The 24,640-nt window shown below is 59.3% G+C and carries 25 protein-coding genes; 16 read left to right on the forward strand and 9 right to left on the reverse strand.

From position 1 onward, the window contains the following. The first annotated feature begins 56 nt into the window (after positions 1-56). The 7 genes from rsxC (at position 57) to F3G95_RS10820 (ending at position 6,582) form a co-directional block, all read left to right on the forward strand. Positions 57-1,379: an electron transport complex subunit RsxC gene (rsxC, locus tag F3G95_RS10790; protein ID WP_149794926.1), complete on the forward strand. Its 1,323-nt coding sequence runs from the start codon at positions 57-59 to the stop codon at positions 1,377-1,379. After that, positions 1,379-2,332 (forward strand): RnfABCDGE type electron transport complex subunit D, encoded by a 954-nt coding sequence (locus F3G95_RS10795; RefSeq protein WP_149794927.1) that lies wholly within the window; start codon positions 1,379-1,381, stop codon positions 2,330-2,332. Before rsxC ends, F3G95_RS10795 begins: the two co-directional genes overlap by 1 nt. Next, a complete protein-coding gene (locus tag F3G95_RS10800; protein ID WP_149794928.1) occupies positions 2,329-2,877 on the forward strand; it encodes an FMN-binding protein in 549 nt (182 codons plus the stop codon). The genes F3G95_RS10795 and F3G95_RS10800 overlap by 4 nt, the downstream gene beginning before the upstream one ends. A gap of 16 nt (positions 2,878-2,893) precedes the next feature. Continuing rightward, on the forward strand, positions 2,894-3,556 hold the full coding sequence (locus F3G95_RS10805; RefSeq protein WP_149794929.1) for an electron transport complex subunit E: 663 nt from the start codon (positions 2,894-2,896) through the stop codon (positions 3,554-3,556). 4 nt (positions 3,557-3,560) lie between these two features. Next, positions 3,561-4,193, forward strand: a complete 633-nt coding sequence (locus F3G95_RS10810; RefSeq protein ID WP_149794930.1) for an Rnf-Nqr domain containing protein — start codon at positions 3,561-3,563, stop codon at positions 4,191-4,193. A 15-nt stretch (positions 4,194-4,208) separates the two neighbouring features. After that, positions 4,209-5,129 carry an RnfABCDGE type electron transport complex subunit B gene (locus tag F3G95_RS10815; RefSeq protein WP_149794931.1) on the forward strand — a complete coding sequence of 307 codons (921 nt, stop codon included), beginning with the start codon at positions 4,209-4,211 and terminating at the stop codon, positions 5,127-5,129. Positions 5,130-5,451: 322 nt separating this feature from the next. After that, positions 5,452-6,582 carry an MFS transporter gene (locus tag F3G95_RS10820; protein ID WP_149794932.1) on the forward strand — a complete coding sequence of 377 codons (1,131 nt, stop codon included), beginning with the start codon at positions 5,452-5,454 and terminating at the stop codon, positions 6,580-6,582. 217 nt (positions 6,583-6,799) lie between these two features. Here the strand turns inward: F3G95_RS10820 and F3G95_RS10825 are convergent, their stop codons facing one another. After that, positions 6,800-7,432: an epoxyqueuosine reductase QueH gene (locus tag F3G95_RS10825; protein WP_149794933.1), complete on the reverse strand. Its 633-nt coding sequence runs from the start codon at positions 7,430-7,432 to the stop codon at positions 6,800-6,802. Positions 7,433-7,666: 234 nt separating this feature from the next. Here F3G95_RS10825 and F3G95_RS10830 point away from each other — a divergent pair, with 234 nt between their 5' ends. The 3 genes from F3G95_RS10830 (at position 7,667) to F3G95_RS10840 (ending at position 10,294) form a co-directional block, all read left to right on the forward strand. Then, complete coding sequence (locus F3G95_RS10830; RefSeq protein WP_015565258.1) at positions 7,667-7,870, forward strand: DUF896 domain-containing protein; 204 nt, start codon at positions 7,667-7,669, stop codon at positions 7,868-7,870. Positions 7,871-8,065: 195 nt separating this feature from the next. Then, positions 8,066-9,361, forward strand: coding sequence for an adenylosuccinate synthase (locus F3G95_RS10835; RefSeq protein ID WP_149794934.1), 1,296 nt, complete (start codon positions 8,066-8,068; stop codon positions 9,359-9,361). 33 nt (positions 9,362-9,394) lie between these two features. After that, positions 9,395-10,294: a DegV family protein gene (locus tag F3G95_RS10840; protein WP_149794935.1), complete on the forward strand. Its 900-nt coding sequence runs from the start codon at positions 9,395-9,397 to the stop codon at positions 10,292-10,294. 60 nt (positions 10,295-10,354) lie between these two features. Here F3G95_RS10840 and F3G95_RS10845 read toward each other — a convergent pair whose 3' ends face one another. From F3G95_RS10845 to cysK, 3 genes are all read right to left on the reverse strand, one after another. Continuing rightward, on the reverse strand, positions 10,355-11,671 hold the full coding sequence (locus F3G95_RS10845; RefSeq protein WP_149794936.1) for a hemolysin family protein: 1,317 nt from the start codon (positions 11,669-11,671) through the stop codon (positions 10,355-10,357). Between the two features lie 180 nt (positions 11,672-11,851). Continuing rightward, positions 11,852-14,464 carry an ATP-dependent chaperone ClpB gene (gene clpB / locus F3G95_RS10850; RefSeq protein WP_149794937.1) on the reverse strand — a complete coding sequence of 871 codons (2,613 nt, stop codon included), beginning with the start codon at positions 14,462-14,464 and terminating at the stop codon, positions 11,852-11,854. 255 nt (positions 14,465-14,719) lie between these two features. Beyond that, on the reverse strand, positions 14,720-15,652 hold the full coding sequence (gene cysK / locus F3G95_RS10855) for a cysteine synthase A (RefSeq protein ID WP_149794938.1): 933 nt from the start codon (positions 15,650-15,652) through the stop codon (positions 14,720-14,722). Between the two features lie 275 nt (positions 15,653-15,927). On the opposite strand from cysK, the gene F3G95_RS10860 reads away from it, so the two are divergent. Then, positions 15,928-16,359, forward strand: coding sequence for an RrF2 family transcriptional regulator (locus F3G95_RS10860; protein ID WP_149794963.1), 432 nt, complete (start codon positions 15,928-15,930; stop codon positions 16,357-16,359). Between the two features lie 58 nt (positions 16,360-16,417). Here the strand turns inward: F3G95_RS10860 and F3G95_RS10865 are convergent, their stop codons facing one another. Then, positions 16,418-17,566 carry a trigger factor gene (locus F3G95_RS10865; RefSeq protein WP_243130360.1) on the reverse strand — a complete coding sequence of 383 codons (1,149 nt, stop codon included), beginning with the start codon at positions 17,564-17,566 and terminating at the stop codon, positions 16,418-16,420. Positions 17,567-17,812: 246 nt separating this feature from the next. Here F3G95_RS10865 and F3G95_RS10870 point away from each other — a divergent pair, with 246 nt between their 5' ends. From F3G95_RS10870 to F3G95_RS10885, 4 genes are all read left to right on the forward strand, one after another. Further along, on the forward strand, positions 17,813-18,985 hold the full coding sequence (locus F3G95_RS10870) for a malic enzyme-like NAD(P)-binding protein (protein WP_149794939.1): 1,173 nt from the start codon (positions 17,813-17,815) through the stop codon (positions 18,983-18,985). Between the two features lie 15 nt (positions 18,986-19,000). Next, complete coding sequence (locus F3G95_RS10875; RefSeq protein ID WP_149794940.1) at positions 19,001-19,840, forward strand: fumarate hydratase; 840 nt, start codon at positions 19,001-19,003, stop codon at positions 19,838-19,840. A 29-nt stretch (positions 19,841-19,869) separates the two neighbouring features. Then, positions 19,870-20,427 carry a Fe-S-containing hydro-lyase gene (locus F3G95_RS10880; RefSeq protein WP_015565249.1) on the forward strand — a complete coding sequence of 186 codons (558 nt, stop codon included), beginning with the start codon at positions 19,870-19,872 and terminating at the stop codon, positions 20,425-20,427. 149 nt (positions 20,428-20,576) lie between these two features. Further along, positions 20,577-20,972 (forward strand): metal-dependent transcriptional regulator, encoded by a 396-nt coding sequence (locus tag F3G95_RS10885; protein WP_149794941.1) that lies wholly within the window; start codon positions 20,577-20,579, stop codon positions 20,970-20,972. A gap of 64 nt (positions 20,973-21,036) precedes the next feature. Here the strand turns inward: F3G95_RS10885 and F3G95_RS10890 are convergent, their stop codons facing one another. Continuing rightward, complete coding sequence (locus tag F3G95_RS10890) at positions 21,037-21,387, reverse strand: type II toxin-antitoxin system PemK/MazF family toxin (protein ID WP_015565247.1); 351 nt, start codon at positions 21,385-21,387, stop codon at positions 21,037-21,039. 134 nt (positions 21,388-21,521) lie between these two features. Beyond that, positions 21,522-21,929, reverse strand: coding sequence for a holo-ACP synthase (locus F3G95_RS10895; RefSeq protein WP_149794942.1), 408 nt, complete (start codon positions 21,927-21,929; stop codon positions 21,522-21,524). A gap of 151 nt (positions 21,930-22,080) precedes the next feature. Here F3G95_RS10895 and F3G95_RS10900 point away from each other — a divergent pair, with 151 nt between their 5' ends. Continuing rightward, a complete protein-coding gene (locus F3G95_RS10900; RefSeq protein ID WP_149794943.1) occupies positions 22,081-22,326 on the forward strand; it encodes an IreB family regulatory phosphoprotein in 246 nt (81 codons plus the stop codon). 83 nt (positions 22,327-22,409) lie between these two features. Here F3G95_RS10900 and F3G95_RS10905 read toward each other — a convergent pair whose 3' ends face one another. Then, positions 22,410-23,351 (reverse strand): tRNA-dihydrouridine synthase family protein, encoded by a 942-nt coding sequence (locus F3G95_RS10905; RefSeq protein ID WP_149794944.1) that lies wholly within the window; start codon positions 23,349-23,351, stop codon positions 22,410-22,412. A gap of 167 nt (positions 23,352-23,518) precedes the next feature. Then, entirely contained in the window at positions 23,519-24,361 is an 843-nt protein-coding gene (locus F3G95_RS10910; RefSeq protein WP_149794945.1) for an AraC family transcriptional regulator, read from the reverse strand. Between the last annotated feature and the right edge of the window lie 279 nt (positions 24,362-24,640).

Below are 24,640 nucleotides of genomic sequence, written 5' to 3' on the forward strand. Positions count from 1 at the left end.
GTGCGCCTGCATGGGCGTGGGGACAGCAATTCAAGCAGAATGGGGGATTTAATTCCATGTTGAACAAGCTGAAACGTGCGGCGCTTGGCGCGCATACGCCGCATGACAAGGCAACTGCTGCAAGCAAACCGGTCCCGATGCCTCTGCCCGCGCAGGTACGCATCCTGATGAGTCAGCATATCGGCGCTCCCGCCAAGGCTTTGGTGAAGAAGGGCGACGAGGTGTTCGTCGGTACCAAGATCGGTGAAGCTGGCGGCTTTGTGTCTGCAAATATCCACTCCAGCGTCTCGGGTACTGTGGCGGCTGTGGAACCGTTCCGTCTGTCCAATGGCCGGATGTGCGACTCTGTGGTCATCAAGACCGATGGCAAGCAGACCGTAGACCCCGCCGTGAAGGCACCCGAAGTGACCGATAAGGCCAGCTTCCTCGCCGCCGTGCGTGAGAGCGGTCTGGTGGGTCTGGGCGGCGCAGGCTTCCCGACTGACGTCAAGCTGCAGCCCAAGGACCCCGTGGATACCCTGCTCATCAACGCCTCCGAGTGTGAAGTCTGGCTGACCAGCGACACCCAGGAGATGCTGAACTGCGCAGACGACATCGTCCGCGGTATCGAGGCTGTGCTGAAGTACACCGGCATCCCGAAGTGCGTCATCGGCATCGAGAACAATAAGCCCGAGTGCATCGACCTGCTGTGCCAGAAGACGAAGGACAAGCCCGCCATTGAGGTGAAGCCCCTGCCCAGCGTCTACGGCACCGGCGCAGAGCTCATCCTCATCGAGAAGTGCCTGGGCCGCGAGGTCCCGCACGGCGGCCTGCCCGCCGCTGCCGGCGCCATCGTCATGAACGTGACCAGCGTGTCCAGCCTCGGCAAGTATCTGGCTACCGGTATGCCGGTGGTCAGCCGCGTCATCACCGTGGACGGCGATGCCTGCGAGAAGCCCCAGAACCTCATCGTCCCCGTGGGTACTTCCTACGAGGATGTCCTGAACACTGCCGGCCTCAAGGGCGGCGTCACTCTGGGCAAGGTCGTGGCCGGCGGCGCTATGATGGGTCCCGCTGTGCGTGACCTGAGCTACCCCACCACCAAGACCACTTCCGGCCTTATCATGCTGAGCGAGGCGACTGCACAGCCCCCCCAGGTCAACCCCTGCATCCGCTGCGGCCGCTGCGTCGAGTACTGCCCCATGGGTCTGGAGCCCGTGGAGGTCAACCAGGCTTACGCTGCCCGCGACGTCCAGGAGCTGGGCAAGCTGCACGTTGACTACTGCTTCAACTGCGGCTCCTGCACCTTCGTCTGCCCGGCCAAGCGTCCCTGCACCCAGATGATGGGTCTGGCCAAGGCATTCTATCTCGGTGAAATCAAAAAAGGAGGCAATAAGTAATGGATACGAAGCTTATTGTTTCGGCCTCCCCGCACCTGCGCTCTGAGGAGACGACCGCCGGCCTGATGGCCAACGTGATCGTGGCTCTGACCCCGTGCGTCGTGGCCTCTGCCATTATCTTTGGTCTGCGTGCTCTGCTGGTCACCGCAGTGTCCGTCGTGGCCTGCGTGGCTTTCGAGTGGCTGTACTGCAAGCTGCTGAAGAAGGCAAACCCCATCAGCGATCTGTCCGCCGTCGTCACCGGCATCATCCTCGCCATGAACGTGCCTGTGGGCATGCCCATCGGTGAGCTGCTCATCGGCGACTTCGTGGCCATCATCGTGGTCAAGCAGCTGTTCGGCGGCATCGGCATGAACTTTGCGAACCCCGCTCTGGTGGGCCGTATCGTGCTGTTCGTCAGCTTTGCCGGCGCGATGAACAACTGGGTGTTCCCGGATGCAGCGGTCGATCAGCTGTCCTCCGCTACTCCTCTGGCTGTGGCTGACCCCAACAAACTGAGCCTGCTGGACCTCTTCATGGGCGTCCACGGCGGCGTTCTGGGCGAGACCTGCGCTCTGGCCATCGTGCTGGGCCTGATCTACCTCGTGGTCACCAAGACCATCAGCATCGCCATCCCTGCCGCTTACGTTGGCAGCATGTTCGTGTTCTACCTCATCGCCACCCACAGCGTCCACGCTGCACTGGTGGCTGTGCTGAGCGGCGGCCTGCTGTTCGGCGCTGTGTTCATGGCCACCGACTACGTCACCAGCCCCTTCACCCTGAAGGGCAAGCTGATCTACGGCGTGGCTCTGGGCATCGTCACCTTTGCTATCCGTTACTGGGGCAGCTACACCGAGGGCGTGTCCTTCGCACTGCTGTTCATGAACCTGTGGGTCCCGTACATCAATGACTTGACCCGCCAGACGCCGTATGGCTATGTCAAACCTGCTAAGAAGGAGGCTGCTGGCAAATGAATAAGTCTACTTGGGAAAGCACGGTAAAGCCGGTAGTCGTGCTGAGCGTCATCGCACTGGTGGTCAGCTTCCTGCTGGCCCTGGTCAACTCCTTTACTGCGCCTATCATCGAAGAAAACCAGAAGGCCGCCACTCTGGCAGCTTATGTGGACGTCATGCCCACCGTTTCTGACGCCAAGACGCTGGAAGAAGTGACCGACTACACCACCGAGAACGTCACCGGCGTCGTCAAGGCCGAGGATGGCAGCATCGCCATCAAGGCTGAGGAGAAGGGCTTCGACGGCGGCATCCTCACCGTCATCATGGGCTACGACACCAACGGCACCGTCACCGGCATCTGGGTGGACGCTTCCACTCAGACCAAGGGCATCGGCTCCAATGTCGCAACCGACACCTTCCTTGCCCAGTTCAACGGCATGGACGGCACCCAGAATATCGCCATCGGTCAGGGCGGTTTTGACGCATACAGCGGCGCGACCATTTCCTCTAAGGCACTGTTCGCCGCCATCAACGACTGCGTCAACTGCTACAACGAGCTGGCATAAAGGAGGTTGGTAAGAAATGGCATCTGAAAACAAGTCCAAGGTAAGCATCCTTACCAACGGCATCATCAAAGAGAACCCCGTTCTGCGTCTGGTCCTGGGCACCTGCTCCTGCCTGGCAGTTACCACGGCAGTCTCCAGCGCACTGGGTATGGGCGCAGCCTTCACCTTCGTGCTGGTCTGCTCCAACATCCTGATCTCGCTGCTGCGCAACGTGATCCCCGCAAAGGTCCATCTGCCCTGCTACATCGTCATCATCGCAGGCTTCGTCACCATCGTCCAGATGGTCATGCACGCCTACATGGACAGCCTGTACACCGCATTGGGCGTCTTCCTGCCCCTGATCGTCGTCAACTGTATCATCCTTGGCCGTGCCGAGATGTTCGCCTGCAAGAACAACGTGGTCGATTCTGCACTGGACGGCGTCGGCATGGGCATCGGCTACACCCTCACCGTCGTGCTGATGGCTACCATCCGCGAGGTGCTGGGCAGCGGCACTTGGCTGGGCTTCCAGGTCCTGCCCGACAGCATCGCCCGCATCAGCATCATGACTCAGGCTCCCGGCGCATTCTTCTGCTACGGCGTCCTGATGGCCGGCTGTGTCTGGCTGGAAGGCAAGCTGGATGCGCGCATCGAGCGCAAGAGCTGCTGCGACATCGACAATCTGAAGAAGGAGGGCTAATAAGATGCTCGTCAAACTCGCTGCTATCTTCTTCAGCATGATCCTTGTCAACAACTACGTGCTGGTGAAGTTCTATGGCATCTGCCCGTTCCTGGGCGTTTCCAAGAAGCTTGACTCCGCTGTGGGTATGTCCGGCGCTGTCATCTTCGTCATGTTCATGGCTACGGCTGTGACCTTCCCGCTGCAGATCTTTGTTCTGAACCCCGCCGGTCTGAGCTATCTGCAGACCATCGTGTTCATTCTGGTCATTGCAGTTCTGGTGCAGTTCATCGAGATCTTCCTGAAGAAGTATGTCGTTGCGCTGTACAACTCTCTGGGCGTCTACCTGCCCCTGATCACCACCAACTGCTGCGTTCTGGCTGTCACCATTCTGGTCGTCGATGACTACGGCGCAGACGTCGAGGCTCTGGGCTTCGGCGCGGCCTACATCGAGGCTCTGATCTGTGCCATCGGCGCAGGCGTCGGCTTCATGCTGGCTATGGTCATGTTCAGCGGCGTGCGCAAGCGCGTGGAGGCCTGTGATCCCCCGGCTCCCTTCAAGGGCCTGCCCATCACTCTGCTGGCCGCAGCGATCACCAGCCTGTCCTTCATGGGCTTTGGCGGCATCGTTGAGAATCTGTTTAACGTGACGCTGTAAAGGAGGAACAGGATTATGAATATCGCATCTGCTGTTATCCTCTGCACCATCGTCGGTGCTGTCGGCGCAATCATTCTGGTCGCCGCTGCCAAGTTCATGGCAGTTGAGGAAGACCCCCGTATCGAAGAAGTTGCCGGCTGTCTGGCCGGCGCAAACTGCGGCGGCTGCGGCTACGCAGGCTGTGCCGACTACGCAAAGGCTGTCGTCATGGACGGCGTGCCTTGCGACAAGTGCGCTCCCGGCGGCCCCAAGGCTGCTGCTGCCATCGCCAAGATCATGGGCGGTGAGGCAAGCGCTGTGGAGAAGAAGGCCGTGGTCCAGTGCCAGGGCAGCTCCGAGCACTGCAAGCCCGCTTACGACTACAAGGGCATCCAGACCTGCGCCGCTGCTGCTACCCTGTACGGCGGCCCCAAGACCTGCTCCTTTGCCTGCATCGGTCTGGGCGACTGCACCAAGGTCTGTAAGTTCGACGCCATCCACATCGTGGACGGTGTTGCCAAGGTGGACAAGGACAAGTGTACCGGCTGTGGTGCCTGCGCCAACATCTGCCCCAAGAAGGTCATCATGATCGACGCCGGCGGCCCGCGCAAGCCTGTCGTTATGTGCTCCAATCAGGATAAGGGCGCTGTCGCCAACAAGCTCTGCACCACCAGCTGCATCGCCTGCGGTATGTGTGAGCGCACCTGTAAGTTCGACGCGATCCATGTCGTTGACGGCGTGGCCCGCGTGGACTACGACAAGTGCAAGGGCTGCGGTATGTGCGCCCAGAAGTGCCCGAAGAAGATCATTCTCTTCCCCCTGAAGGACGATCCGTATCCCCCGAAGCCTGTGGTGAAGCCTGCTGCTCCCGCAGCAAAGCCCGCCGCACCGGCTGCCGCCCCTGCGGCAGCACCGGAGGCCAAGGCTGAGGCAAAGCCCGAGACCAAGGCTGAATAAGCGCTGACCTCAAAGAGGGCCGGACAGCTGTCCGGCCCTCTTTTTGCGTAGAAAACCTCTCCGTCATCGCTGCGCGATGCCACCTCCCCTATCGAGGGGAGGCTTTGGCATATCGGAAAAGTCAGCCTCTTCGCCAGAGGCTCCCCTACTAGGGGAGCTGTCTGCGAAGCAGACTGAGAGGTTGGACGAAGGAGAATCTGCCCCACGGCAAAGCCGCGATTGAGAGGTTGAAACTCCGGCAGCAGAAAGCTATAATGGGATAGGATACAACGCGCTTACGGCAAGGCGCGGACGGAAAAGGAAAAACGGAAAGAGGAATCGTATGGAACAAAAGAACACCCGCCTGCGGAACGTGGGCTTCATCACCTTCTTTTTCAGCGGCATCTGCGCCATTTCCAGCGGCGTGGTGGTCAGCCTATTGCAGGAGCAGTATGGCTTCGCCTACGGCATGACCGGAACCCTGCTGTCTCTCATGAGCATCGGCAACCTGCTGGCAGGCTTCCTCATCGCCATGCTGCCCGGCAAGCTGGGCATGAAGCCCAGCATCCTGCTGCTGACCATCGGCTATGCGCTGGGCTACGCCATGATGGGCCTCAGCGGCGCGGTGGCTGTGCTGGCGCTGGGCTTCTTCCTCGTGGGCATCGCCAAGGGCAGTGTCATCAACACCTGCACCATCCTCGTCAGCGACAACTCCGCTGACCGCACCCGGGGCATGAACCTGATGCACAGCTGCTATGCCTGCGGCGCACTGCTCTGCCCCTTTTTCATCGCGGCTGCAGGCAGGGTGAGCGGCTCCTTCGCCGTGCTGGTGCTGGCTGTGCTGGGTCTGCTGCTCTGGCTGGTGTACATGGGGACTCCCTTTGCGGGCAAGGGCGCGGGCAAGAAGGAAGTCACCGATTGGAGCTTCCTCAAATCCACCCGCTTCTGGCTGTTGACCGGCCTGCTCTTCTGCCAGAACGCCGCTGAGCAGAGCGTCACCGGCTGGATGGTCACCTACTTCAAGGGCAGCGGCATCATCGCAGGCGCGCTGGCGGCCTATACCGTCACCGTCATGTGGGGCGCGACCCTCGTGGCACGTCTGCTCATCGCCTTCGTGTTCCCCTTCAAGCAGCCCCGCAAGGCCATGGTGGTCATGGGCGTGAGCTGCACCATCTTCTACATCCTGCTGGTGCAGGCCCGCAGTCAGGGCGCGGCCATCGTGCTGCTGTTCGCCTTTGCCTTTGCGATGGCGGGCATGAACCCCACCGCTGTGGCCAGCGCAGGCCGTATGACCAGCGTGACCAGCATGGGCATCATGCTGCCGGTGGCGGCCAGCGGCGCGATCCTGATGCCCTGGGTCATCGGCGTCGTGGCCGAAAGCGCCGGTCTTGCCGCCGGTATGATGACCAACATCGTTCCCTGCGTGGGTCTGGTCATCTTTGCGGTGCTTGTGGCAAAGCTTCCGGAAGAATAAAAATAAGAAGTGCAGCTGTATCAGCTCTCTACGGAGGGAGGTTATCTGATACAGTTGCACTTTTTTGACGCTGATAAGTTGAAAATCGAACTGTATCAGCTGATACAGAGCCTCCGGCCTGATACAGTGAGTCAGTGTATCAGCGAGTGTCAGTGTATCAAACTGATACAGAGACAAAATAAGACGTAGATAAGATATATATTTGTCACTGTATCACTTATTCTCCCGCAGTAGTGCCGATGCCTCTCGCCTTTGCGCTGAACTCACAGCCGCAGTAGTCCTGCCGGTAAAGGCCGTATTCCTCCGAGAGCTGCAAGCTGCGCAGATAGCCGTTCTGCTTTTTGAAGTCGGAGGGCAGGTGCTTCACGCCGAACTCCTGCTCCAGCTCCTGTCCGATGGCATTGATGCGCTTGGCATCCTTGTGGGGGCTGATGGAGAGGGTGGTGGTGAACCAGTCGAAGCCGTGCTCGGCGGCATACTGGGCCGCACGGCGCATCCGCAGCCGATAGCAGACCGTGCAGCGACTGCCGCGCTCCGGCTCGTTCTCGAGGCCCGCGACAGCGGAGTAGAACTCCTGCGGGTCGTACCGGTCTTCCACCACTGTCACGCCCAGCGGGTGGGCGGCGGCGACGAAGCGCTCCAGCTCTTCGCCCCGGCGGTGGTATTCTTCGGCGGGCCATGTGTTGGGGTTGTAGTAGAGCACGGTGATGTCGAAATACCGGCACAGCCGCTCCAGCACGGCGCTGGAACAGGGGCCGCAGCAGGCATGGAGCAGCAGCCGGGGGCGGGTGTCGCCCAGAGTTTTCAACACTTCGTCCATCTGCTGTGAAAAATTGAGTTGATTTGACATAAGAAAAGTCCTTTGCTATACTAAAATGAACCTATAAAAGGGCAGGCTGCCCTTCATACAACCTCTCAGTCTCGCTGTCGCTCGACAGCTCCCCTTGTAGGGGAGCCTCTGGCGAAGAGGGAAAGCTTTACGGAATGCCAAGGCCTCCCCTCGGTAGGGGAGGTGGCACGGCGTCAGCCGTGACGGAGAGGTTGAGCATTTTTCTAATTATACCACAAACGGAGGAAAACTTCGATGACCAAAGAAAAGATAGCCCGCATCAACGAGCTGGCACACAAGAGCAAGACCACCGGCCTGACGGAGGCCGAAAAAGCCGAGCAGCAGGCTCTGCGCAAGGAGTATATCGAGGACATGAAGTCCAGCCTCCGCGCCCAGCTGGAGCACACCTCCATCAAGGAGCCGGACGGAACCATCCACAGAGTGAGCAAAAAGAACTGAATCGGGAGGAAAAAGTCGTACAAAACCGCTTTTTCCTCTTTTTTTGTGGGCGAAAGAGTGCTATACTTATACTTGAGCTGTTGCGTGCTCCGGCAGGAGCCGCGCGGCAGAAAACAAGTTTCCCAAGGCGGCGTATCCCGGGCAGGGTGCGCGGAAAAGGCCGCCTTTTGAAAAACAATAAAGAGGTCATTTATTATGCTTACTGCAATTACGGGTATCAACTGGGGCGATGAGGGCAAGGGCCGCATGGTCGACCTGATCAGCCAGGAGTACGATATTGTTGCACGCTATCAGGGCGGCAACAATGCTGGTCATACCGTCAAGAACGAGCGGGGCAAGTTCGTGCTGAACCTGCTGCCCTCCGGTATCCTCCGCCCCGATGTTGTCTGCGTGATGGGCAACGGTATGGTCATCGACCCCCACCATCTGGACGGTGAGATCAACAAGCTGCGCGAGCAGGGTATCTCCATCACCCCTGCCAACCTGAAGATCTCTGACCGCGCCACCATCACCATGCCCTACCATGTCGATCAGGACGGTCTGGAAGAGGCACGTCTGTCCAAGACCGGCGCACAGTTCGGCTCCACCAAGCGCGGCATCGCCTACACTTACGGTGACAAGTACATGAAGAAGACCCTCCGCATGGGCGACCTGCTGCATCTGGACGACTCCGTCAGGAAGCGCCTGGTCACCATGGTGGACGCCAAGAACCTCGTCATGGAGGGCAGCTACAACGCCGCTCCCATCAGCGTGGACGAGATGTGGGCATGGCTGGAGAAGTACGCCGCCATCTTCAAGGACTACATCTGCGATGTGGGCCAGTATCTGGCTGACGCCGATGCCGCCGGCAAGAAGGTGCTGTTCGAGGCCCAGCTGGGCGCTCTGCGCGACATCGACTTCGGCATCTATCCCTACACCACTTCCTCCAACACCATCGGCGCTTACGCCCCCATCGGCGCAGGCATCCCGGGCCACAAGCTGACCAACTCCGTCGGCGTCATGAAGGCTTATTCCTCCTGCGTCGGCGACGGCCCCTTTGTCACTGAGCTGGCCATGACCGAGGAAGAGAAGCACGCTCTGCGTGAGGCCGGCCACGAGTACGGCGCTGCCACCGGCCGTCCCCGCCGCGTCGGCCCCATCGACCTAGTGGCAAGCCGCTACGGCGTCTTCTGCCAGGGCTGCGACGAGGTCGCCCTGACCCTGCTGGACGTGCTGGACTACATGGAGAAGATCCCCATGGTCACTGCTTACAAGCTGAGCGACGGCACCACCACCACCCGCTTCCCCATGGGCGAGGCTCTGGACACCGCACAGCCGGTGGTGGAGTATCTGCCCGGCTGGCACTGCGACATCACCGCCGCCCGCAAGTGGGAAGACCTGCCCAAGGCGGCCCAGAACTACGTCGAGTATCTGGAAAAGGCCGTGGGCTGCAAGATCACCTATATCTCTGTGGGCGCAGAGCGTGAGGCATACATCCACCACGTGGTCTAAACCCTGAATTCACCGGAAAGAAGGATGCCGCTAATGTTTGACATCATCACCGACAGCGCCTGTGACTTTACGCCGGAAATGGCGCAGAAGATAGGCGTGGAGATCGTGCCGTTCTATGTTTCGCTGGACGGTGAGCACTACCGCAAGGAGGGCAAGGAGATCGCTGTGCGGGATTTCTACCAGTTCATGGTGGACAACCCCTCTGCCTACCCCAAGACCAGCCTTGCCTCCATCGAGGATTTCGAGGAGGTGTTCCGCCGTCAGGCTGAGGCCGGCCGCCCCACCCTCTGCCTCTGCTTCACCGGCAAGATGAGCGGCTGCGTGGGCAGCGCCCGCAACGCCCGGGAGCTGGTGCTCGAGGACTACCCCGACGCGAAGATCGAGGTGATGGACTCGGCGGCGGCTACTGTCACCGAGGCGACCATGGTGGAGAACGCTGTGGCCATCCGCGACGCAGGCTGCACGCTGGACGAGGCGGTGACCTGGCTGGAAGCGGAAAAATCCACCAACAACATCTTCTTCACGGTGGGCAACCTCGATTACCTCATCAAGGGCGGACGCATCGGCAAAGTCTCTGGCCGGGCGGCGAATCTTCTGGGCATCAAGCCGATGATCCTCTTCAAGGACGGCGAGATCTTCTCGGGCGGTGTGGCCCGGGGCCGTCAGAAGAGCTTTGAGAAGGCCCTTGAGCAGCTGATGAACTATCTGGACGCCAACGGCGGCACGCCGGACGACTACCGCATCATCGTGGGCTACGGCTACGATGAAGAAGAGGGCAAACGGCTCTGGATGCAGACCCGCGCCGCCCTGCGTGCCAAGTACCCCGCCGCACAGTGCGAGGTGGGCCTGCTGCAGATCGGCTCCACCATCGCGGTCCATACCGGCCCCTATGCGCTGGGCATGGGCATCATGCGCCGCTGGAAAAAGCAGTAATAGCCGGATCGAAAAAATCCTCTCCCATCGGGAGAGGATTTTTTTGTGTGTGATAGAGTGTTATCGGCCCTCGGTGCGCTGCGCCAGACGGGAAGAGCGCTTGTCCTTGTCCTTTTCGTCGTCCTGCGGGGCAGGTGCGGTGTGGGTGAACCGGACTTCGGTGACGCGGCGGCGGGCCGTGCGGGTCACGACGCCCTCGTAGTCGTTCAGCTGGAAATGATCGCCCACCTTGGGCAGATGGTGGGTCTTTTCCTGCACGAGGCCGTTCACGGTGTTGGAGTCGATGTCTTCATCCTCGGGCAGGTCCAGCGTCTCGTAAAGGTCGTCCACGCTGGCCGAGCCGGACACGAGCCAGCTGCCGTCCGACTGCTGGCGGAAGTCCTCAGTGGCCTCGTCGTGTTCGTCCCAGATCTCGCCCACAAGCTCTTCCAGAATGTCCTCGAGGGTGATGATGCCCTCGGTGCCGCCGTATTCGTCCACGACGACTGCCATGTGATGGTGCTGCTCCCGCAGGGTGCGCAGCAGCTGGGAGATCTGGGTGGAGCCGGTGGTGTAGAGGGTGGGGGCGATGAGGTCCTCCATCGTGACGGACTTTTTCAGACGGGCGATGTAGAAATCCTTCTCATGGACGACGCCGATGATGTTGTCAACGGTGTCGTGATAGACGGGCAGGCGGGAATAGCCGGATTCCGCGAACGTCTGCGCAAGCTCTTCCAGCGAAATATCGTCCTCCACGGCCACCACGTCTACACGGGGCGTCAGGATCTCCTCCACCTCCACGTCATCGAACTCGATGGCGCTGCGGATGAGCTGGCTTTCCCGGTCGGTGAGCTCACCGTCGTTCTCAGCCTCGCTCACCATGGTGATGAGCTCACCTTCGGTGATGGCGTCGCTCTCACTGCTGTGGACGAAGCGTCCCAACAGCTTCTTCCACTGGCTGAACAGCCAGGTCAGGGGGGTGAAGAGGGTCAGGAGCAGACTCAGCACCGGCGAGACGGCGGTCGCGACCGTTTCCGGCATCTCCTTGGCGAGGGTCTTGGGGGTCACTTCGCCGAAGATGAGGACGACCACCGTCAGCACGATGGTGGAGGTGGTGGCGCCCCGCTCCGCACCCAGCCACTTGGTAAAGAGGACGGTGCCGATGGAAGCGGCGGCGATATTCACGATGTTGTTGCCGATGAGGATGGAGGAGAGAAGCTTGTCGTACTTCTCGGCCATCGCCAGCACCCGGGCGGCGGAGGTGTCGCCTTCGTCAGCGCGGCTTTTCAGGCGTATCTGGTTCAGGGAAGAAAATGCGGTCTCGGAGGCGGAGAAGAATGCGGAAAACGCGATCAGAACGATCAGCGCCACCAAGAGCGTTATACTGCCATCGTCCATAATAAAGGATAATCAACTCTACTTTCTTATTATAATAATATGTTAACCAAAAAGTGCTTTCCACCGTTGCCTTCGACGATGAAAAGCACTTTGTTCAACGCCTATAATATCATATTCCACCCGCCGGTGCAAGCGTTCCTGTCAGGAGAAGGGATAAAATAGGTAAAAAGTCTGCGGTTTTTAGCGGAGCACAAGGCCCGTGCCGTCGTAGTCCACCGTCAGGGTCGCGCCCTCGGGGTAGCTGCCCTGAATGATGGCCTTTGCGATGAGGGTCTCCACACGGCTCTGGATGAACCGCTTGATGGGACGTGCGCCGTAGACGCTGTCATAAGAGGAATCAATGATGAAGTCCTTGGCTGCCGTGGTGACGTCCAGCTTGAGGTGCTTGCCCTCGTCCATCCGCTTGCGCAGATCTTCGAGCTGCAGGTCCACGATCTTGCGGGTCTCGTCCTTGGTGAGGCTCTTGTAGTAGACGATCTCGTCCAGACGGTTCAGGAACTCGGGACGGAATTTGCTCTTCAGCAGCAGATCGATCTGCTTGCGGGCGTCCTCGCTCAGCTCGTTGGAGCCCTCGGCGCGGCGCTGCTCCAGGTCGTTCAGGATGATGTCACTGCCGAGGTTGGAGGTCAGGATGATGACGGTGTTCTTGAAGTCCACCGTGCGGCCCTGACTGTCGGTGATGCGGCCATCGTCCAGCACCTGCAGCAGGATGTTGAAGACATCGGGGTGAGCCTTTTCCACCTCATCGAACAGCACGACGCTGTAGGGCTTGCGGCGGACGGCCTCGGTCAGCTGGCCGCCCTCTTCATAACCGACGTATCCCGGAGGCGCGCCGATCAGGCGGCTGACGCTGAACTTCTCCATATACTCGGTCATGTCGATACGCACCATGTTCCGCTCGTCGTCGAACAGAGCCTGTGCCAGAGCTTTTGCCAGCTCGGTCTTGCCGACGCCGGTGGGGCCGAGGAAGAGGAAGCTGCCGATGGGGCGGTTGGGGTTTGCGATGCCGGCGCGGCTGCGCAGGATGGCCTCGCTCACCTTGGTGACGGCCTCGTCCTGGCCGATGACTCTCTTGTGGAGCACATCGTCCAGATGCAGCAGCTTCTCGCGCTCACCCTCCACCAGCTTCTCCACGGGGATGCCGGTCCAGCGGGCCACGATGCGGGCGATCTCCTCGTCGGTCACGCGGTCGCGCAGCAGGCTGTCCTCCTTCTTGGCGGCGGCGATCTTCTCTTCTTCTTCCAGCTGTTTCTGCAGCTGAGGCAGCCTGCCGTATTTCAGCTCAGCGGCCTTGTTCAGATCGTATTCGCGCTGTGCCTTCTCGATGGCGGCGTTGGTCTGCTCGATCTGCTCGCGCAGAGACTGCACCTTGCCGATGGCGTTCTTCTCGTTTTCCCACTTTGCCTTCATGCTGTGGAACTTATCCTGCAGCTCGGCCAGCTCTTTTTCGAGGTCGCGCAGACGGCTCTGGCTCAGAGCGTCGGTCTCCTTTTTCAGGCTGACCTGCTCGATCTGGAGCTGGGTGATGCGGTGGGCGAGGTCGTCCATCTCGCTGGGCATACTGTCCATCTCGGTCTTTATCATGGCGCAGGCTTCATCCACCAGGTCAATGGCCTTATCGGGGAGGAAGCGGTCGGTGATATAGCGGTCAGAGAGGGTGGCGGCGGCGATCAATGCATTATCGCTGATCTTCACGCCGTGGAACACCTCGTACCGCTCTTTCAGGCCGCGCAGGATGGAGATGGTGTCTTCCACGGTAGGCTCATCCACCTGCACCGGCTGGAAGCGGCGCTCCAGAGCGGGGTCTTTCTCGATATACTGACGGTACTCGTCCAGCGTGGTCGCGCCGATGCAGTGCAGCTCGCCGCGGGCCAGCATGGGCTTCAGCAGATTGCCGGCGTCCATTGCGCCGTCGGTCTTGCCGGCACCCACGATGGTGTGCAGCTCATCGATGAAGAGGATGATCTTGCCCTCGCTCTTCTTCACTTCATTCAGGACGCTCTTCAGACGCTCCTCGAACTCGCCGCGGTACTTTGCGCCGGCCACCAGAGCACCCATGTCCAGGCTGAACACGGTGCGGTCCTTCAGGTTCTCCGGCACATCGCCCCGGACGATCCGCTGGGCCAGACCCTCGGCGATGGCCGTCTTGCCGACGCCCGGCTCACCGATGAGGCAGGGGTTGTTCTTCGTCTTACGGGACAGGATGCGGATGACATTTCGAATTTCCTGGTCACGGCCAATGACGGGGTCCAGCTTCTGCTTGCGGGCCAGGTCAACGAGGTCCTGACCATACTTCTGCAGGGCATTGTAGGTGTCCTCGGGGTTGTCGTTGGTCACCCGCTGGTTGCCGCGCACGGCGGTGAGCTGCTGTAAGAACTTATCCTTCGTGATGCCAAAGGCGCGGAACAGCTCGGAGGTGTTCTGGGTCTGCTCGTCCAGCAGGGCGAGGAAGAGATGCTCGACGCTGACGTAGTCGTCCTTCATGGCCTTGGCCTCGCGGGCGGCGGCGCTCAGCACCTTGTCGGTGGCCTGCGAGATATAGACCTTGTCGGGGTCACGGCCAGAGCCGGACACCCGGGGCATTGCGGAAAGCTTTTCGGCCACAGCGGCGGAGAAGCTGCCTGCGTCCACATTCAGCTTTTGGAGCAGCTGGGGGATAAGGCCCTGCTCCTGTGTCGCCAGAGCGTGGAGCAGATGCTCCGGCTCCAGTGCGTTATGCTGATACTCCACAGCCAGCTGCTGGGCCGCCTGCAGAGCCTCAAGGGTCTTCTGGGTATATTGATTGGTATTCATAAAGTCAAGCCTCCATTCGTACCGGAAGTTGAGATTCAGGCGGTGGGCCGGAATGCTGTTTTAGCACTCTAGCTCATCGACTGCTAAAAATATACTCCAAACACGCTGCAATGTCAATAGGCAAAACCCGTAAGAGCCTCGGATTCACAAAAAGTTTGCAAAAATGCAAAAAATCACACCATATCGTCTCACGAAGGTAAACAAAAGGCCCCTGCCGGGCGGAAAGCCACAGCAGGGGCGGAAGGAATGAGAGGATCATTCAGCAAACAGCGGGGTGGACAGATAACGGTCGCCGGTGTCGGGCAGCAGGACGACGATGTTCTTGCCGGCGTTCTCGGGGCGCTTTGCCAGCTGGATGGCAGCCCAGACAGCAGCACCGGAGGAGATGCCCACCAGAACGCCTTCCTTGTGGCCGATCAGGCGGCCGGTGGCAAAGGCGTCGTCATTTTCGACGGCGATGATCTCATCGTAGACCTTGGTGTCCAGCACGTCGGGGACGAAGCCTGCGCCGATGCCCTGGATCTTGTGCGCACCGGCGGTGCCCTTGCTCAGGACAGGGGAGGCAGCGGGCTCAACGGCCACGACCTTGACGCCGGGATTCTTGCTCTTGAGGTACTGGCCCACACCGGTGATGGTGCCGCCGGTGCCGACGCCGGCCACGAAGATGTCAACCTTGCCGTCGGTGTCGTCCCAGATCTCGGGGCCGGTGGTGGCGATGTGAGCCTTGGGGTTGGCCGGGTTGACGAACTGGCCGGGGATGAAGGAGTTGGGGATCTCTTTTGCCAGCTCGTCGGCCTTGGCGATGGCGCCCTTCATGCCCTTGGCACCCTCGCTCAGCACCAGCTCTGCGCCGTAAGCCTTCATCAGCTGGCGGCGCTCGACGCTCATGGTCTCGGGCATCACGATGATGATGCGGTAGCCCTTGGCAGCTGCCACGGCAGCCAGACCGATGCCGGTGTTGCCGGAGGTGGGCTCGATGATGACAGAGCCGGGCTTGAGCTTGCCGGAAGCCTCGGCATCATCGATCATGGCCTTGGCGATACGGTCCTTGACGGAGCCGGCGGGGTTGAAGTATTCCAGCTTTGCCAGAAGCTTGGCAGAAAGGTCTGCATCCTTCTCGATATGGGTCAGCTCCAGCAGCGGGGTGTGGCCGATCAGCTGGTCTGCGGAAGTATAGATCTTGCTCATAATAGTAAACCTCCCGATTGCGGGCGATGCGCCCGGCTGCACCGGATAAAGCCGGTGCCGTCTCGATGTCCCTCATATTCCCGTTAAACCAATGTGGTTTGTGGGTTTGGCTGTATTATAGCTTCCTTTGGGGCGGTTGTCAATGGAAAATCGAAAATTTCTGATTGAAAAGTTATAAACCCCGTTGTATAATAGGTTAAAATAAACGGAAGTGTGTTCCGCAGCTGACCCGGCTGCATCACAATAATAACAGGAAAGAAGAGAAAGGAATGTCTATGATCGTTTCCACCAAAGGGCGCTATGCGCTGCGTGTGATGATAGATTTGGCTGAGCACCGCTCTGAAAAATATGTCCCGCTGAAAGAGGTCGCCGCCCGGCAGGAGATCTCCGAAAAATACCTCGAAAACATCCTCAAGGTTCTGGTGCAGAACGGCTTCCTCGAGGGCCTGCGCGGCAAGGGCGGCGGCTATCGTCTGACCCGCGAGCCTGACCAGTACACTGTGGGCGAGATCCTGACCCTCACCGAGGGGAGCCTTGCACCGGTGAGCTGTCTTGCACAGGGCGCGGCTCCCTGCCGCCGGATGAGCAGCTGCCGCACGTATGATATGTGGAAGGGCCTTGATGACCTCATTGAGGACTACTTTGGCAAGATCACCCTTGCCGACCTCGCCGCACCCGATGAGGCAGGCAACGACTACGTTATCTGAAGGATGAGCAAAAGAAAATCCCTGCCATCGGCAGGGATTTTCTTTTGTGCGGATCGAATCAGGAAACGACAGCGCCGCTGGTCAGCGTGCTGGTGACAGCGTCCATCAGGGCCACCATGGTGCAGTAGTTCTGGCCGTAGGTGTCCGCATAGGCGGAGTAGGTGTCGATCTGCTCCTGCGTGGGGGTGATGTCCAGCGACTCAGCCACGGCCTGGTAGAGCAGAGCTTCCTTGGCGTAGTCTTCCAGATTGCTCTCAAGGTGGGCCAGCATGGCGTCGGTGCTCTCGTAGCCCAGCAGATTCTGGACGAGGCCGTCGAGGTCATAGCCGTAGTAGCCCGCCAGCGTGCTGTAGTAGTTCAGGCACTGGTTGACCTGATAATCCATCACCTGCTGAGGGATGGACTTGAAGGTGGAGTTTTCCAGCAGGTAGTCCATGACGGCGGTGTTGAGGTTGGAGGTGTAGAGCTGCTCCTGATAGTAGGCGCGCAGGGCCTCCACGGTGTAGATGTTGTTGGGGGTGCCGAAGGTGCCGAAGTTGTCGGCCACCCAGCTGTCGGTGAGCTCGGGCAGGACGCTCTCGCTGATGTAGTTGAGGGTCACGGTAAAGACGGCTTTCTGGCCGCTGAGCTTCACAGCATTGCCGCTGGCGTCGGTGGAATCGCTGTAGCCGTCGGGGAAGGTGACGTTGACGTCGAAGGTCTCGCCGGGCTTGTGGCCGATGATCTGGTCTTCAAAGCCGTCGATGAAAGTGCCGCTGCCCAGCGTCAGATCGTAGTTCTCGGCGCTGCCGCCGGTGAACTCCACGTTGTTCACAGAGCCGACATAGTTGATGTTCACGGTGTCGCCGTCGGCGGCAGCGCGGTCGGTGATGCGCTCGGTGGAGGAATACTGGCTCAGCAGATCGCTGATCTGCTCCTCCACTTCCTCGCTGGTGGGCTCGACGTCCGAGCGCTTGATGGCGACGGATGCAAAGTCTTCGGGCAGGGTCACATAGTCCAGAGCGCGGATGCCCTCCCAGTAGCCCTTCTCATCCAGACCATCGCTGTAGTTGAAGTTCTGGTAGTCGTAGTCGGACGCGCTGCCGAGTGCGGAAGAAGATGCCGTGCTGGATGCAGCACTGTCGGCCTTGCCGCCGCAGGCAGCGAGGCTCAGCGCCAGAGCGCCGGCGCAGACAAGGCAGAGTGCCTTGGTGAAAATACGCTTCAAAAGAATTCCCTCCTGTTGGTAGACCGGTATTTTGCCGGTGGTTCGAAAAACAACCTCTATTATATCGGGTAAAAATGAAAAAGAAAAGTTTTTTGCAAAATTTCCACACTCTCCCCGCCCTTTGTCGGACTTTTGGGGCCGGAGAGTGCGAAAAGGCGGAAAAGATATGGAAAAGCGGGGGAGCTTTTGCTATTATTATAATAATGTTTTAAATATGCCCGGCGAAAAAGTTAGGAGGATAACCCCATGGATTTCAACAAAGCAGCTCTGGAAATGCACGAGACGCACCACGGCAAGGTGGGCATCGTGAGCAAGGTGGAGGTCAAGACCCGCGATGATCTGTCCACCGCCTACACCCCCGGTGTCGCTGAACCCTGCCGCAAGATCAGGGAAAACCCCGACGACGTCTACAAGTACACCTTCAAGAGCAATATGGTGGCGGTCGTCTCCAACGGCACCGCCGTGCTGGGTCTGGGGGACATCGGCCCCGAGGCCGGTCTGCCGGTCATGGAGGGCAAGGCTGTGCTGTTCAAGGAGTTCGGCGGCGTGGACGCCTTCCCCATCTGCATCGACGCCCACGACGCGGCCAGCGTCATCGCGGCCTGCAAGGCCATCGCCCCCACCTTCGGCGGCATCAACATCGAGGACATCAAGAGCCCCGAGTGCTTTGAGATCGAAGAGACCCTGGAGCGTGAGCTGGACATCCCCGTCTTCCACGACGACCAGCACGGCACGGCCATCGTCGTCACCGCTGCCCTCATCAACGCCCTGCGGGTGGTGGGCAAGAAGATGGAAGATGTTCACATCGTCCTGAACGGTCCCGGTGCTGCCGGTACGGCCATCATCAAGATGCTGATGACCGCCGGCGCGAAGGACATCATCGCCGTGGACCAGTTCGGCACCCTGTACAAGGGCTGCAACAGCGCCGAGGCCCACAAGAACTGGCTGGGCGAAGTGACCAACCCCCGCCAGATCAAGGGCGGCCTGAAAGAAGCTCTTGCGGGCGCAGACGTCTTCATCGGCGTGTCCAAGCCCGGCATCCTGACCACCGAGCTGTGCAGGACCATGAACAAGGACGCCATCGTCTTTGCTATGGCCAACCCCACCCCCGAGATCATGCCCGACGAGGCCAAGGCGGGCGGCGTCCGGGTCATGGCCACCGGCCGCAGCGACTTCCCGAATCAGGTCAACAATGTCCTCTGCTTCCCGGGCCTCTTCAAGGGCGCTCTGAGCGTCCGCGCCCGCGACATCAACGACAAGATGAAGCTGGCCGCCGCCTACGCCATTGCGGACCTCATCACCGACGATGACCGCAGCGAAGAGAACATCATCCCCGGTGCCTTCGACCCCCGGGTGGCCGAGGCTGTGGCGAACGCTGTGGCAAAAGCTGCCCGCGAGAGCGGCGTGGCCCGCCTGTAAACGGAGGGAGCTCCTATGAGAACCATTTCCGCGCAGCAAATTACAGACACCGTGGCCCGCCTCTGCATCGAGGCCAACACCCGCCTGCCCCGGGACGTGCAGGAAGCACTGGACAAGGCCCGGGCCGAAGAGCCCTGGCCGCTGGCAAAGAACACCCTTGACCTGCTCTGGTCGAACCTCGCGGCGGCGAAAGAAGAGGATCTGCCCATCTGTCAGGATACCGGCATGGCCTGCGTCTTCGTGGAGCTGGGGACGGACATCCACATCGACGGCAGCTTTGAGGCTGCTATCCATGAGGGCGTGCGGCGGGGCTACACCGACGGCTATCTGCGCAAGAGCATCGTGGCCGACCCGCTGCGCCGGGGCAACACCGGCGACAACACCCCCGCCGCCATCACGGTGCATCTGGTGGACGGTGACGGCTGCACCATCACCGTCGCCCCCAAGGGCTTCGGCAGCGAGAACATGAGCCGCATCCAGATGCTCAAGCCCGCCGACGGCGTGGAGGGCTTCAAGAAGTTCGTCATCGAGACGGTCAGGCTGGCCGGCTCCAACCCCTGTCCGCCCATCGTGCTGGGCGTCGGCGTGGGCGGCAGCTTTGATAAAGTGGCCTATCTCGCCAAGAAAGCTCTGCTCCGCCCGCTGGACGTCCCGAACCCCGACCCCTATTACGCTGACCTCGAGAAAGAGCTTCTGAAGGCCATCAACGAGCTGGGCATCGGCCCTCAGGGCTTCGGCGGCAGGACCACCTGCCTCGGCCTCGCCATCGAGCAGATGCCCACCCATGTGGCCGGTCTGCCGGTGGCCGTGAATGTTTCCTGCCATGTCACCCGGCGGGCAAGTGCCGCATTGTGAGAGGGCCAGGACGCTAAAGGAGAATGCAAATGCAATACGAACTGACAACTCCCTGCACGGCGGCAGACCTCGCGCCCCTGAAAGCGGGCGATACCGTGCTGCTGTCCGGTGTGGTGTACACCGCCCGCGACCAGGCCCACAAGCGGATGCTGGAAGCGCTGGACAAGGGCGAAAAGCTGCCCTTTGACCTCGAGGGCAGCGCCATCTACTATGTCGGCCCCACGCCGGAGCGCCCGGGCGAAGTCATCGGCTCCGCCGGCCCCACCACCAGCGGACGGATGGACGCCATGAGCCCCCGCCTGCTGGACCTGGGCAATAAAATCATGATCGGCAAGGGCAAGCGGGACGCCGCCGTCAAAGAGGCCGTCGTCCGCAGCGGCGCGGTCTATCTGGCTGCGCTGGGCGGTGCCGGTGCGCTGATGGCCCAGAGCGTCAAGACGCTGGAAGTCATCGCGTGGCCCGACCTCGGCTGTGAGGCCGTCCGCCGTCTGACCGTGGAAAAAATGCCCCTGACGGTCATCCTCGACGCCCACGGCGGCGACCTCTACACTTCCGGCCCGGCGGCCTATCTCGAGACGGTAAAGTGACGAAATTGCGCGGGGTAAATTTGGTTTGAATAGACAAACTTACTGCGAATGGCTTGCAACACGGTACGGAATGTGGTATTCTATAACAAACCGGACCGGAACGCCTGTGTGCCCCGGACAGGGAATTTACGAGGCAGGAGGCCGATAACATGCAGATCCACCAATCCGCAGAAGATTATCTCGAGACTATCCTTATGCTGACCCAGCGGATGGGCCGTGTGCGCTCCATCGACGTGGTCAACGAGCTGGGCTATACCAAGGCCAGCGTCAGCATTGCCATGAAGAAGCTGCGGGAGAACGGCTATATCGCGGTGGATGGCGAGGGCAACCTGACCCTTCTTGAGCCGGGCCGCGAGATCGCAGAGCGCATCTACAGCCGCCACCGCCTGCTGACCCATTTCTTTGTGCAGCTGGGCGTGGACGAGGATGTCGCTGCCGAGGATGCCTGCAAGGCAGAGCATATCCTGAGCGAGCAGACGCTGAAAAAGATCCGTGAGTATGCCCTGCTCCACGACGCAGAGGACAGCGTCCAGAGATCTGAGTGACCATCCAACTTCCAATAAAAAAGCAGATGACCGCCTCCACAAAACGTGGGGGCGGTCATTTGTTTTAATAGGAGCTCAGGCCGAGGCTCACATCCAGCGCCTGGTCCACCCGGCGCTGGTCCTCGGCAGTGATCTGGCCGGCCCGCTCCCGCAGGCGGTGTTTATCCAGCGTGCGTATCTGCTCCAGCAGCACGACGCTGTCCTTGGCGAGGCCCGTATCTTCGGCCCGGATGTTGATGTGGGTGGGAAGCCGGGCTTTGTCCAGCCGGGATGTAATGGCGGCTGCAATGACCGTGGGGCTGTGCCGGTTTCCGATCTCATTCTGCACGATGAGCACCGGGCGGACGCCGCCCTGCTCGGAGCCGACGACGGGCGAAAGGTCGGCGTAGAAAACTTCTCCTCTGTGTACCTCCATGAAAACTCCCTCCTTGCATACTGGGAGGCCCGCTATGTGGTGCGCGGTGCCGTCCTCTGGCCTTATTATGGACAGGCCGGGGGCAGGCTATGCACACGCGGGCAGCTTGCTCTCATTGTATGCAGAAGAGAAAATCAGGTTTCCGTTTCCAGAATGCAGAAGGCCAGCGCCATGCCGCCGTCGTGGCTGAGGGAAAGCTTCGCCCTCAGATGGCGCTCGTCCATCCACCGGGCGCTGCCGCCCGAAAAGCGGTATTCCGGCGCGCCGCTTTCCAGCCGGACGGCCTCTATCTCACAGAGCGCAAAGGGGCCTGCAAGGCCGGTGCCGGCCGCTTTGAGGAAGGCTTCCTTCGCGGCAAAATCCGCCGCCGCACTGGCGGCTTTATGGGCGCTGAGGGGGGAAGAATTTCCCTCCGAAAGCCCCAGCGCCTCCCGCTCCGCCGGGCCGAAGACTCTGGCCGCAAAGGTGGAGCCATGGGGGCCGCCGAGGCTTTTTGCCATCCGGGCAGTGTCGCAGAGGTCGCAGCCGATGCCGTATATCATGATATGCCTCTTTTCTACAAAAACAGCTTTGCTGATTTGCATGATAAAATCGGAAAAATTTAAGCAAAATGTGCAAATCTCACTGGGAAAACTTGAAGTTTTGCCGCAAGTCGTGTACAATAAATCATAGTTATTTAAGGGGGTGTATTTCGTGGGCGACGCAACTGCCATTTTCTCCATCCACGATCAGAAGGACATCGAGATCCATGAAGTCGTGCAGCAGGTGTACGACGCACTCAAGGAAAAAGGCTATAACCCCGTCAACCAGCTGGTGGGCTATATCCTGTCCGAAGATCCTACCTATATCACGACTTATAAGGGGGCTCGTTCCCTCATCCGCAAAGTGGACCGTGACGACCTGCTGCAGGCTATGCTGCGCAGCTATCTGAACGTCTGAGAATCTCCGCCTTTTGCCTGCTGTCCTACGGGACGGCAGGCTTTTTGTTTTATAAACCTCTCAGCCTCGCGCTGCTCACAGGCTCATAGAAGCGGCAGAGTGAACAGCTGGTTCACCACCACCTCATACTCCCAGCCCTCCCGGGCCTTGCGCAGCTGCTTCTCGAAAGCTTCGGAGCCCTCGAACCGCTGGATGAGGTAGTGCCAGTGGGCCTTCATCCGGCTGACGGCACAGCTGGCCATGCCGAAGGCCCCGGTGTAGCCGTGGTAGAGCTCGTCGAGGTAGCCCCGCAGCTCTTCCTTCGAGGCGGGCGCACCGCCCACAGCCTGCCGCAGCAGGGCCGGGTCGGCGATGATGCCCCGCCCCACCATGATGCCGGAGAGGTTCGGGAACTCCGCTTCCAGTGCTTTCAGCTGGGCCGGTGTGGTGATGTCGCCGTTGTAGCAGACGGGCATCCGGCAGTGGGGCAGATATTTTGCAAAAGCGGTGCGGTCGGCCTCGCCCCGGTAGAGCTGGCGCATGACCCGGGGGTGGATGGTCAGCTCACAGATGGGGTAGCGGTCGTAGAGGTCGAGGATGGCTTCGAACTCCTCCGGGCTGGTGACGCCCAGCCGGGTCTTGACCGAGATGGGGCCTTCGGCCTGCGAGAAGACTTCGTCGAGAAAGGCTTCGAGCTTCGAGAGGTCGCGCAGCATCCCGGCACCCTTGCCTTTGGCGGTGACAGTGCCGGAGGGACAGCCGAAGTTGAGGTTGACTTCAGTGTAGTCCATCTTCCGCAGCTCGCCGATCATCCAGGTGGCCAGAGCGCCGTCTTTGGCCAGCAGCTGGGGGATGACCGGTGCGCCGGGGTTCGCCGCCGGGTCCAGCTCTGCCATCTTCTTTTTGATAAGCACCCGGTTCTCGGGCGGGGAGATGAAGGGGGCATAATAGCGGGCAGGCGCGCCGGGCGCCCCGAACCAGCGCTGGTGCGCCTGACGCCAGATTCGGTCAGTGAGGCCCTCCATGGGGGCGGTGTAGTAGTTCATGTTTCTTCTCCTTTGTCTGTCTGAGTATATCATACACCCCGGTAAAGCGCCAGATAAAACAACAAGAGCCATCCGCCGAAGCGGATGGCTCTTACCAGATGGCGGACCCAAACCCTGCTGGGAACGAGTACGGCAAACTGGAATTTTCCAGCTCGACAAGCCGGTTTTTAAGCTTTAGTTATCGGAATCCAAAGTTCCATTTTGTAGTCTTTGCTGTGCATATCACCTTCATAGTAATATTCAAAGTCAGGTTTTCCTGAGTGAACATAGCCATGCTCAGGGAAGAATACTTCCATTGCATATTTCCACCCGTTATGAATGCACTCCGGAACACTTCCTACTAATTCTACAACTGCATACTCTGCTTCTTCCACTTCCAAAACATCTAAGCCCATACTTGTGGCTTTGTCTACATCATTAACGATATAACCAGCCATATAATTTATTGTGCTTGGATTTTCCACATCATGGCAAACGCCCATACTTTGACCGCTTCCCAAACTTGCAAGTTCATCGTGGCTATATTTTTCATACAGCTTATCCCAGACACTTGGACATAATGATGAATTGATGCTTTGTTCATTTACCCCTGCGACTGCAAAGGCTTGTTTCTTTTGAATTGTAATATTCATGCTTCTTCCTCCTCTGACACTGAGTGCTAGTTGCACTCGTGAAACTAATTTGAATGGTTTCCCATTTCTCACCTCCGAAGGAGTAAATCCATGAAAATGTTTAAATGCTGTTCCAAATGAATCTGATGACTCATATCCGAATTTGAATGCAACATCAATAATCTTTTCGTCCGTATCTCTTAATATCATGGCTGCTTCCGTCAATCTTCTGCTCCTCAAATAGTCTGAGAGTGTTGTTTCGGTTAGAATAGAAAACAAGCGGCTGAACATCGAATAAGAGTATCCGGATAACTGAGTTACTTTCTTTTCGTCAATTTCATCATCAAGAACTGTTTCAAGATAATCAATCGTATTGTTAAACGACTTGATAATATTCATTTTGATTCCCCCTTTCGTTCAGTTTATTTTAGTATAGAGGAAGATTTCTTTTCTTACCCTACAATATCCGTACAATTTTTATAGGTTTCATTTCATAGAAATTTATACCTTGCTAAATTCAACAAATTCCGATTTGTTGAGCCGAGTATATCACACCCGCCAAGAAAAGAACACCCCTATATGTCAGAGCTTGCCCTTTTTCCTGCGTACGCAGCGATTGCCCCAGAATGCGCCATATAGCACAAAAGGCAGGATACCATCGCCACGATGATACCCTGC

It is taken from the genome of Faecalibacterium sp. Marseille-P9312, assembly GCF_902497445.1.
Lineage (GTDB): Bacteria > Bacillota > Clostridia > Oscillospirales > Ruminococcaceae > Faecalibacterium > Faecalibacterium longum.

Bases quoted from the DNA above. Each gene is read 5' to 3' on its own strand.
- F3G95_RS10910 (WP_149794945.1), bottom strand. From the start codon at position 24,361: ATGAATATTATCAAGTCGTTTAACAATACGATTGATTATCTTGAAACA.
- F3G95_RS10875 (WP_149794940.1), top strand. From the start codon at position 19,001: ATGAGAACCATTTCCGCGCAGCAAATTACAGACACCGTGGCCCGCCTC.
- clpB (WP_149794937.1), bottom strand. From the start codon at position 14,464: ATGAATACCAATCAATATACCCAGAAGACCCTTGAGGCTCTGCAGGCG.
- rsxC (WP_149794926.1), top strand. From the start codon at position 57: ATGTTGAACAAGCTGAAACGTGCGGCGCTTGGCGCGCATACGCCGCAT.
- F3G95_RS10810 (WP_149794930.1), top strand. From the start codon at position 3,561: ATGCTCGTCAAACTCGCTGCTATCTTCTTCAGCATGATCCTTGTCAAC.
- F3G95_RS10845 (WP_149794936.1), bottom strand. From the start codon at position 11,671: ATGGACGATGGCAGTATAACGCTCTTGGTGGCGCTGATCGTTCTGATC.
- cysK (WP_149794938.1), bottom strand. From the start codon at position 15,652: ATGAGCAAGATCTATACTTCCGCAGACCAGCTGATCGGCCACACCCCG.
- F3G95_RS10895 (WP_149794942.1), bottom strand. From the start codon at position 21,929: ATGATATACGGCATCGGCTGCGACCTCTGCGACACTGCCCGGATGGCA.
- F3G95_RS10890 (WP_015565247.1), bottom strand. From the start codon at position 21,387: ATGGAGGTACACAGAGGAGAAGTTTTCTACGCCGACCTTTCGCCCGTC.
- F3G95_RS10825 (WP_149794933.1), bottom strand. From the start codon at position 7,432: ATGTCAAATCAACTCAATTTTTCACAGCAGATGGACGAAGTGTTGAAA.
- F3G95_RS10870 (WP_149794939.1), top strand. From the start codon at position 17,813: ATGGATTTCAACAAAGCAGCTCTGGAAATGCACGAGACGCACCACGGC.
- F3G95_RS10805 (WP_149794929.1), top strand. From the start codon at position 2,894: ATGGCATCTGAAAACAAGTCCAAGGTAAGCATCCTTACCAACGGCATC.
- F3G95_RS10905 (WP_149794944.1), bottom strand. From the start codon at position 23,351: ATGAACTACTACACCGCCCCCATGGAGGGCCTCACTGACCGAATCTGG.
- F3G95_RS10885 (WP_149794941.1), top strand. From the start codon at position 20,577: ATGCAGATCCACCAATCCGCAGAAGATTATCTCGAGACTATCCTTATG.
- F3G95_RS10820 (WP_149794932.1), top strand. From the start codon at position 5,452: ATGGAACAAAAGAACACCCGCCTGCGGAACGTGGGCTTCATCACCTTC.
- F3G95_RS10795 (WP_149794927.1), top strand. From the start codon at position 1,379: ATGGATACGAAGCTTATTGTTTCGGCCTCCCCGCACCTGCGCTCTGAG.
- F3G95_RS10800 (WP_149794928.1), top strand. From the start codon at position 2,329: ATGAATAAGTCTACTTGGGAAAGCACGGTAAAGCCGGTAGTCGTGCTG.
- F3G95_RS10860 (WP_149794963.1), top strand. From the start codon at position 15,928: ATGATCGTTTCCACCAAAGGGCGCTATGCGCTGCGTGTGATGATAGAT.
- F3G95_RS10815 (WP_149794931.1), top strand. From the start codon at position 4,209: ATGAATATCGCATCTGCTGTTATCCTCTGCACCATCGTCGGTGCTGTC.
- F3G95_RS10830 (WP_015565258.1), top strand. From the start codon at position 7,667: ATGACCAAAGAAAAGATAGCCCGCATCAACGAGCTGGCACACAAGAGC.
- F3G95_RS10880 (WP_015565249.1), top strand. From the start codon at position 19,870: ATGCAATACGAACTGACAACTCCCTGCACGGCGGCAGACCTCGCGCCC.
- F3G95_RS10840 (WP_149794935.1), top strand. From the start codon at position 9,395: ATGTTTGACATCATCACCGACAGCGCCTGTGACTTTACGCCGGAAATG.
- F3G95_RS10835 (WP_149794934.1), top strand. From the start codon at position 8,066: ATGCTTACTGCAATTACGGGTATCAACTGGGGCGATGAGGGCAAGGGC.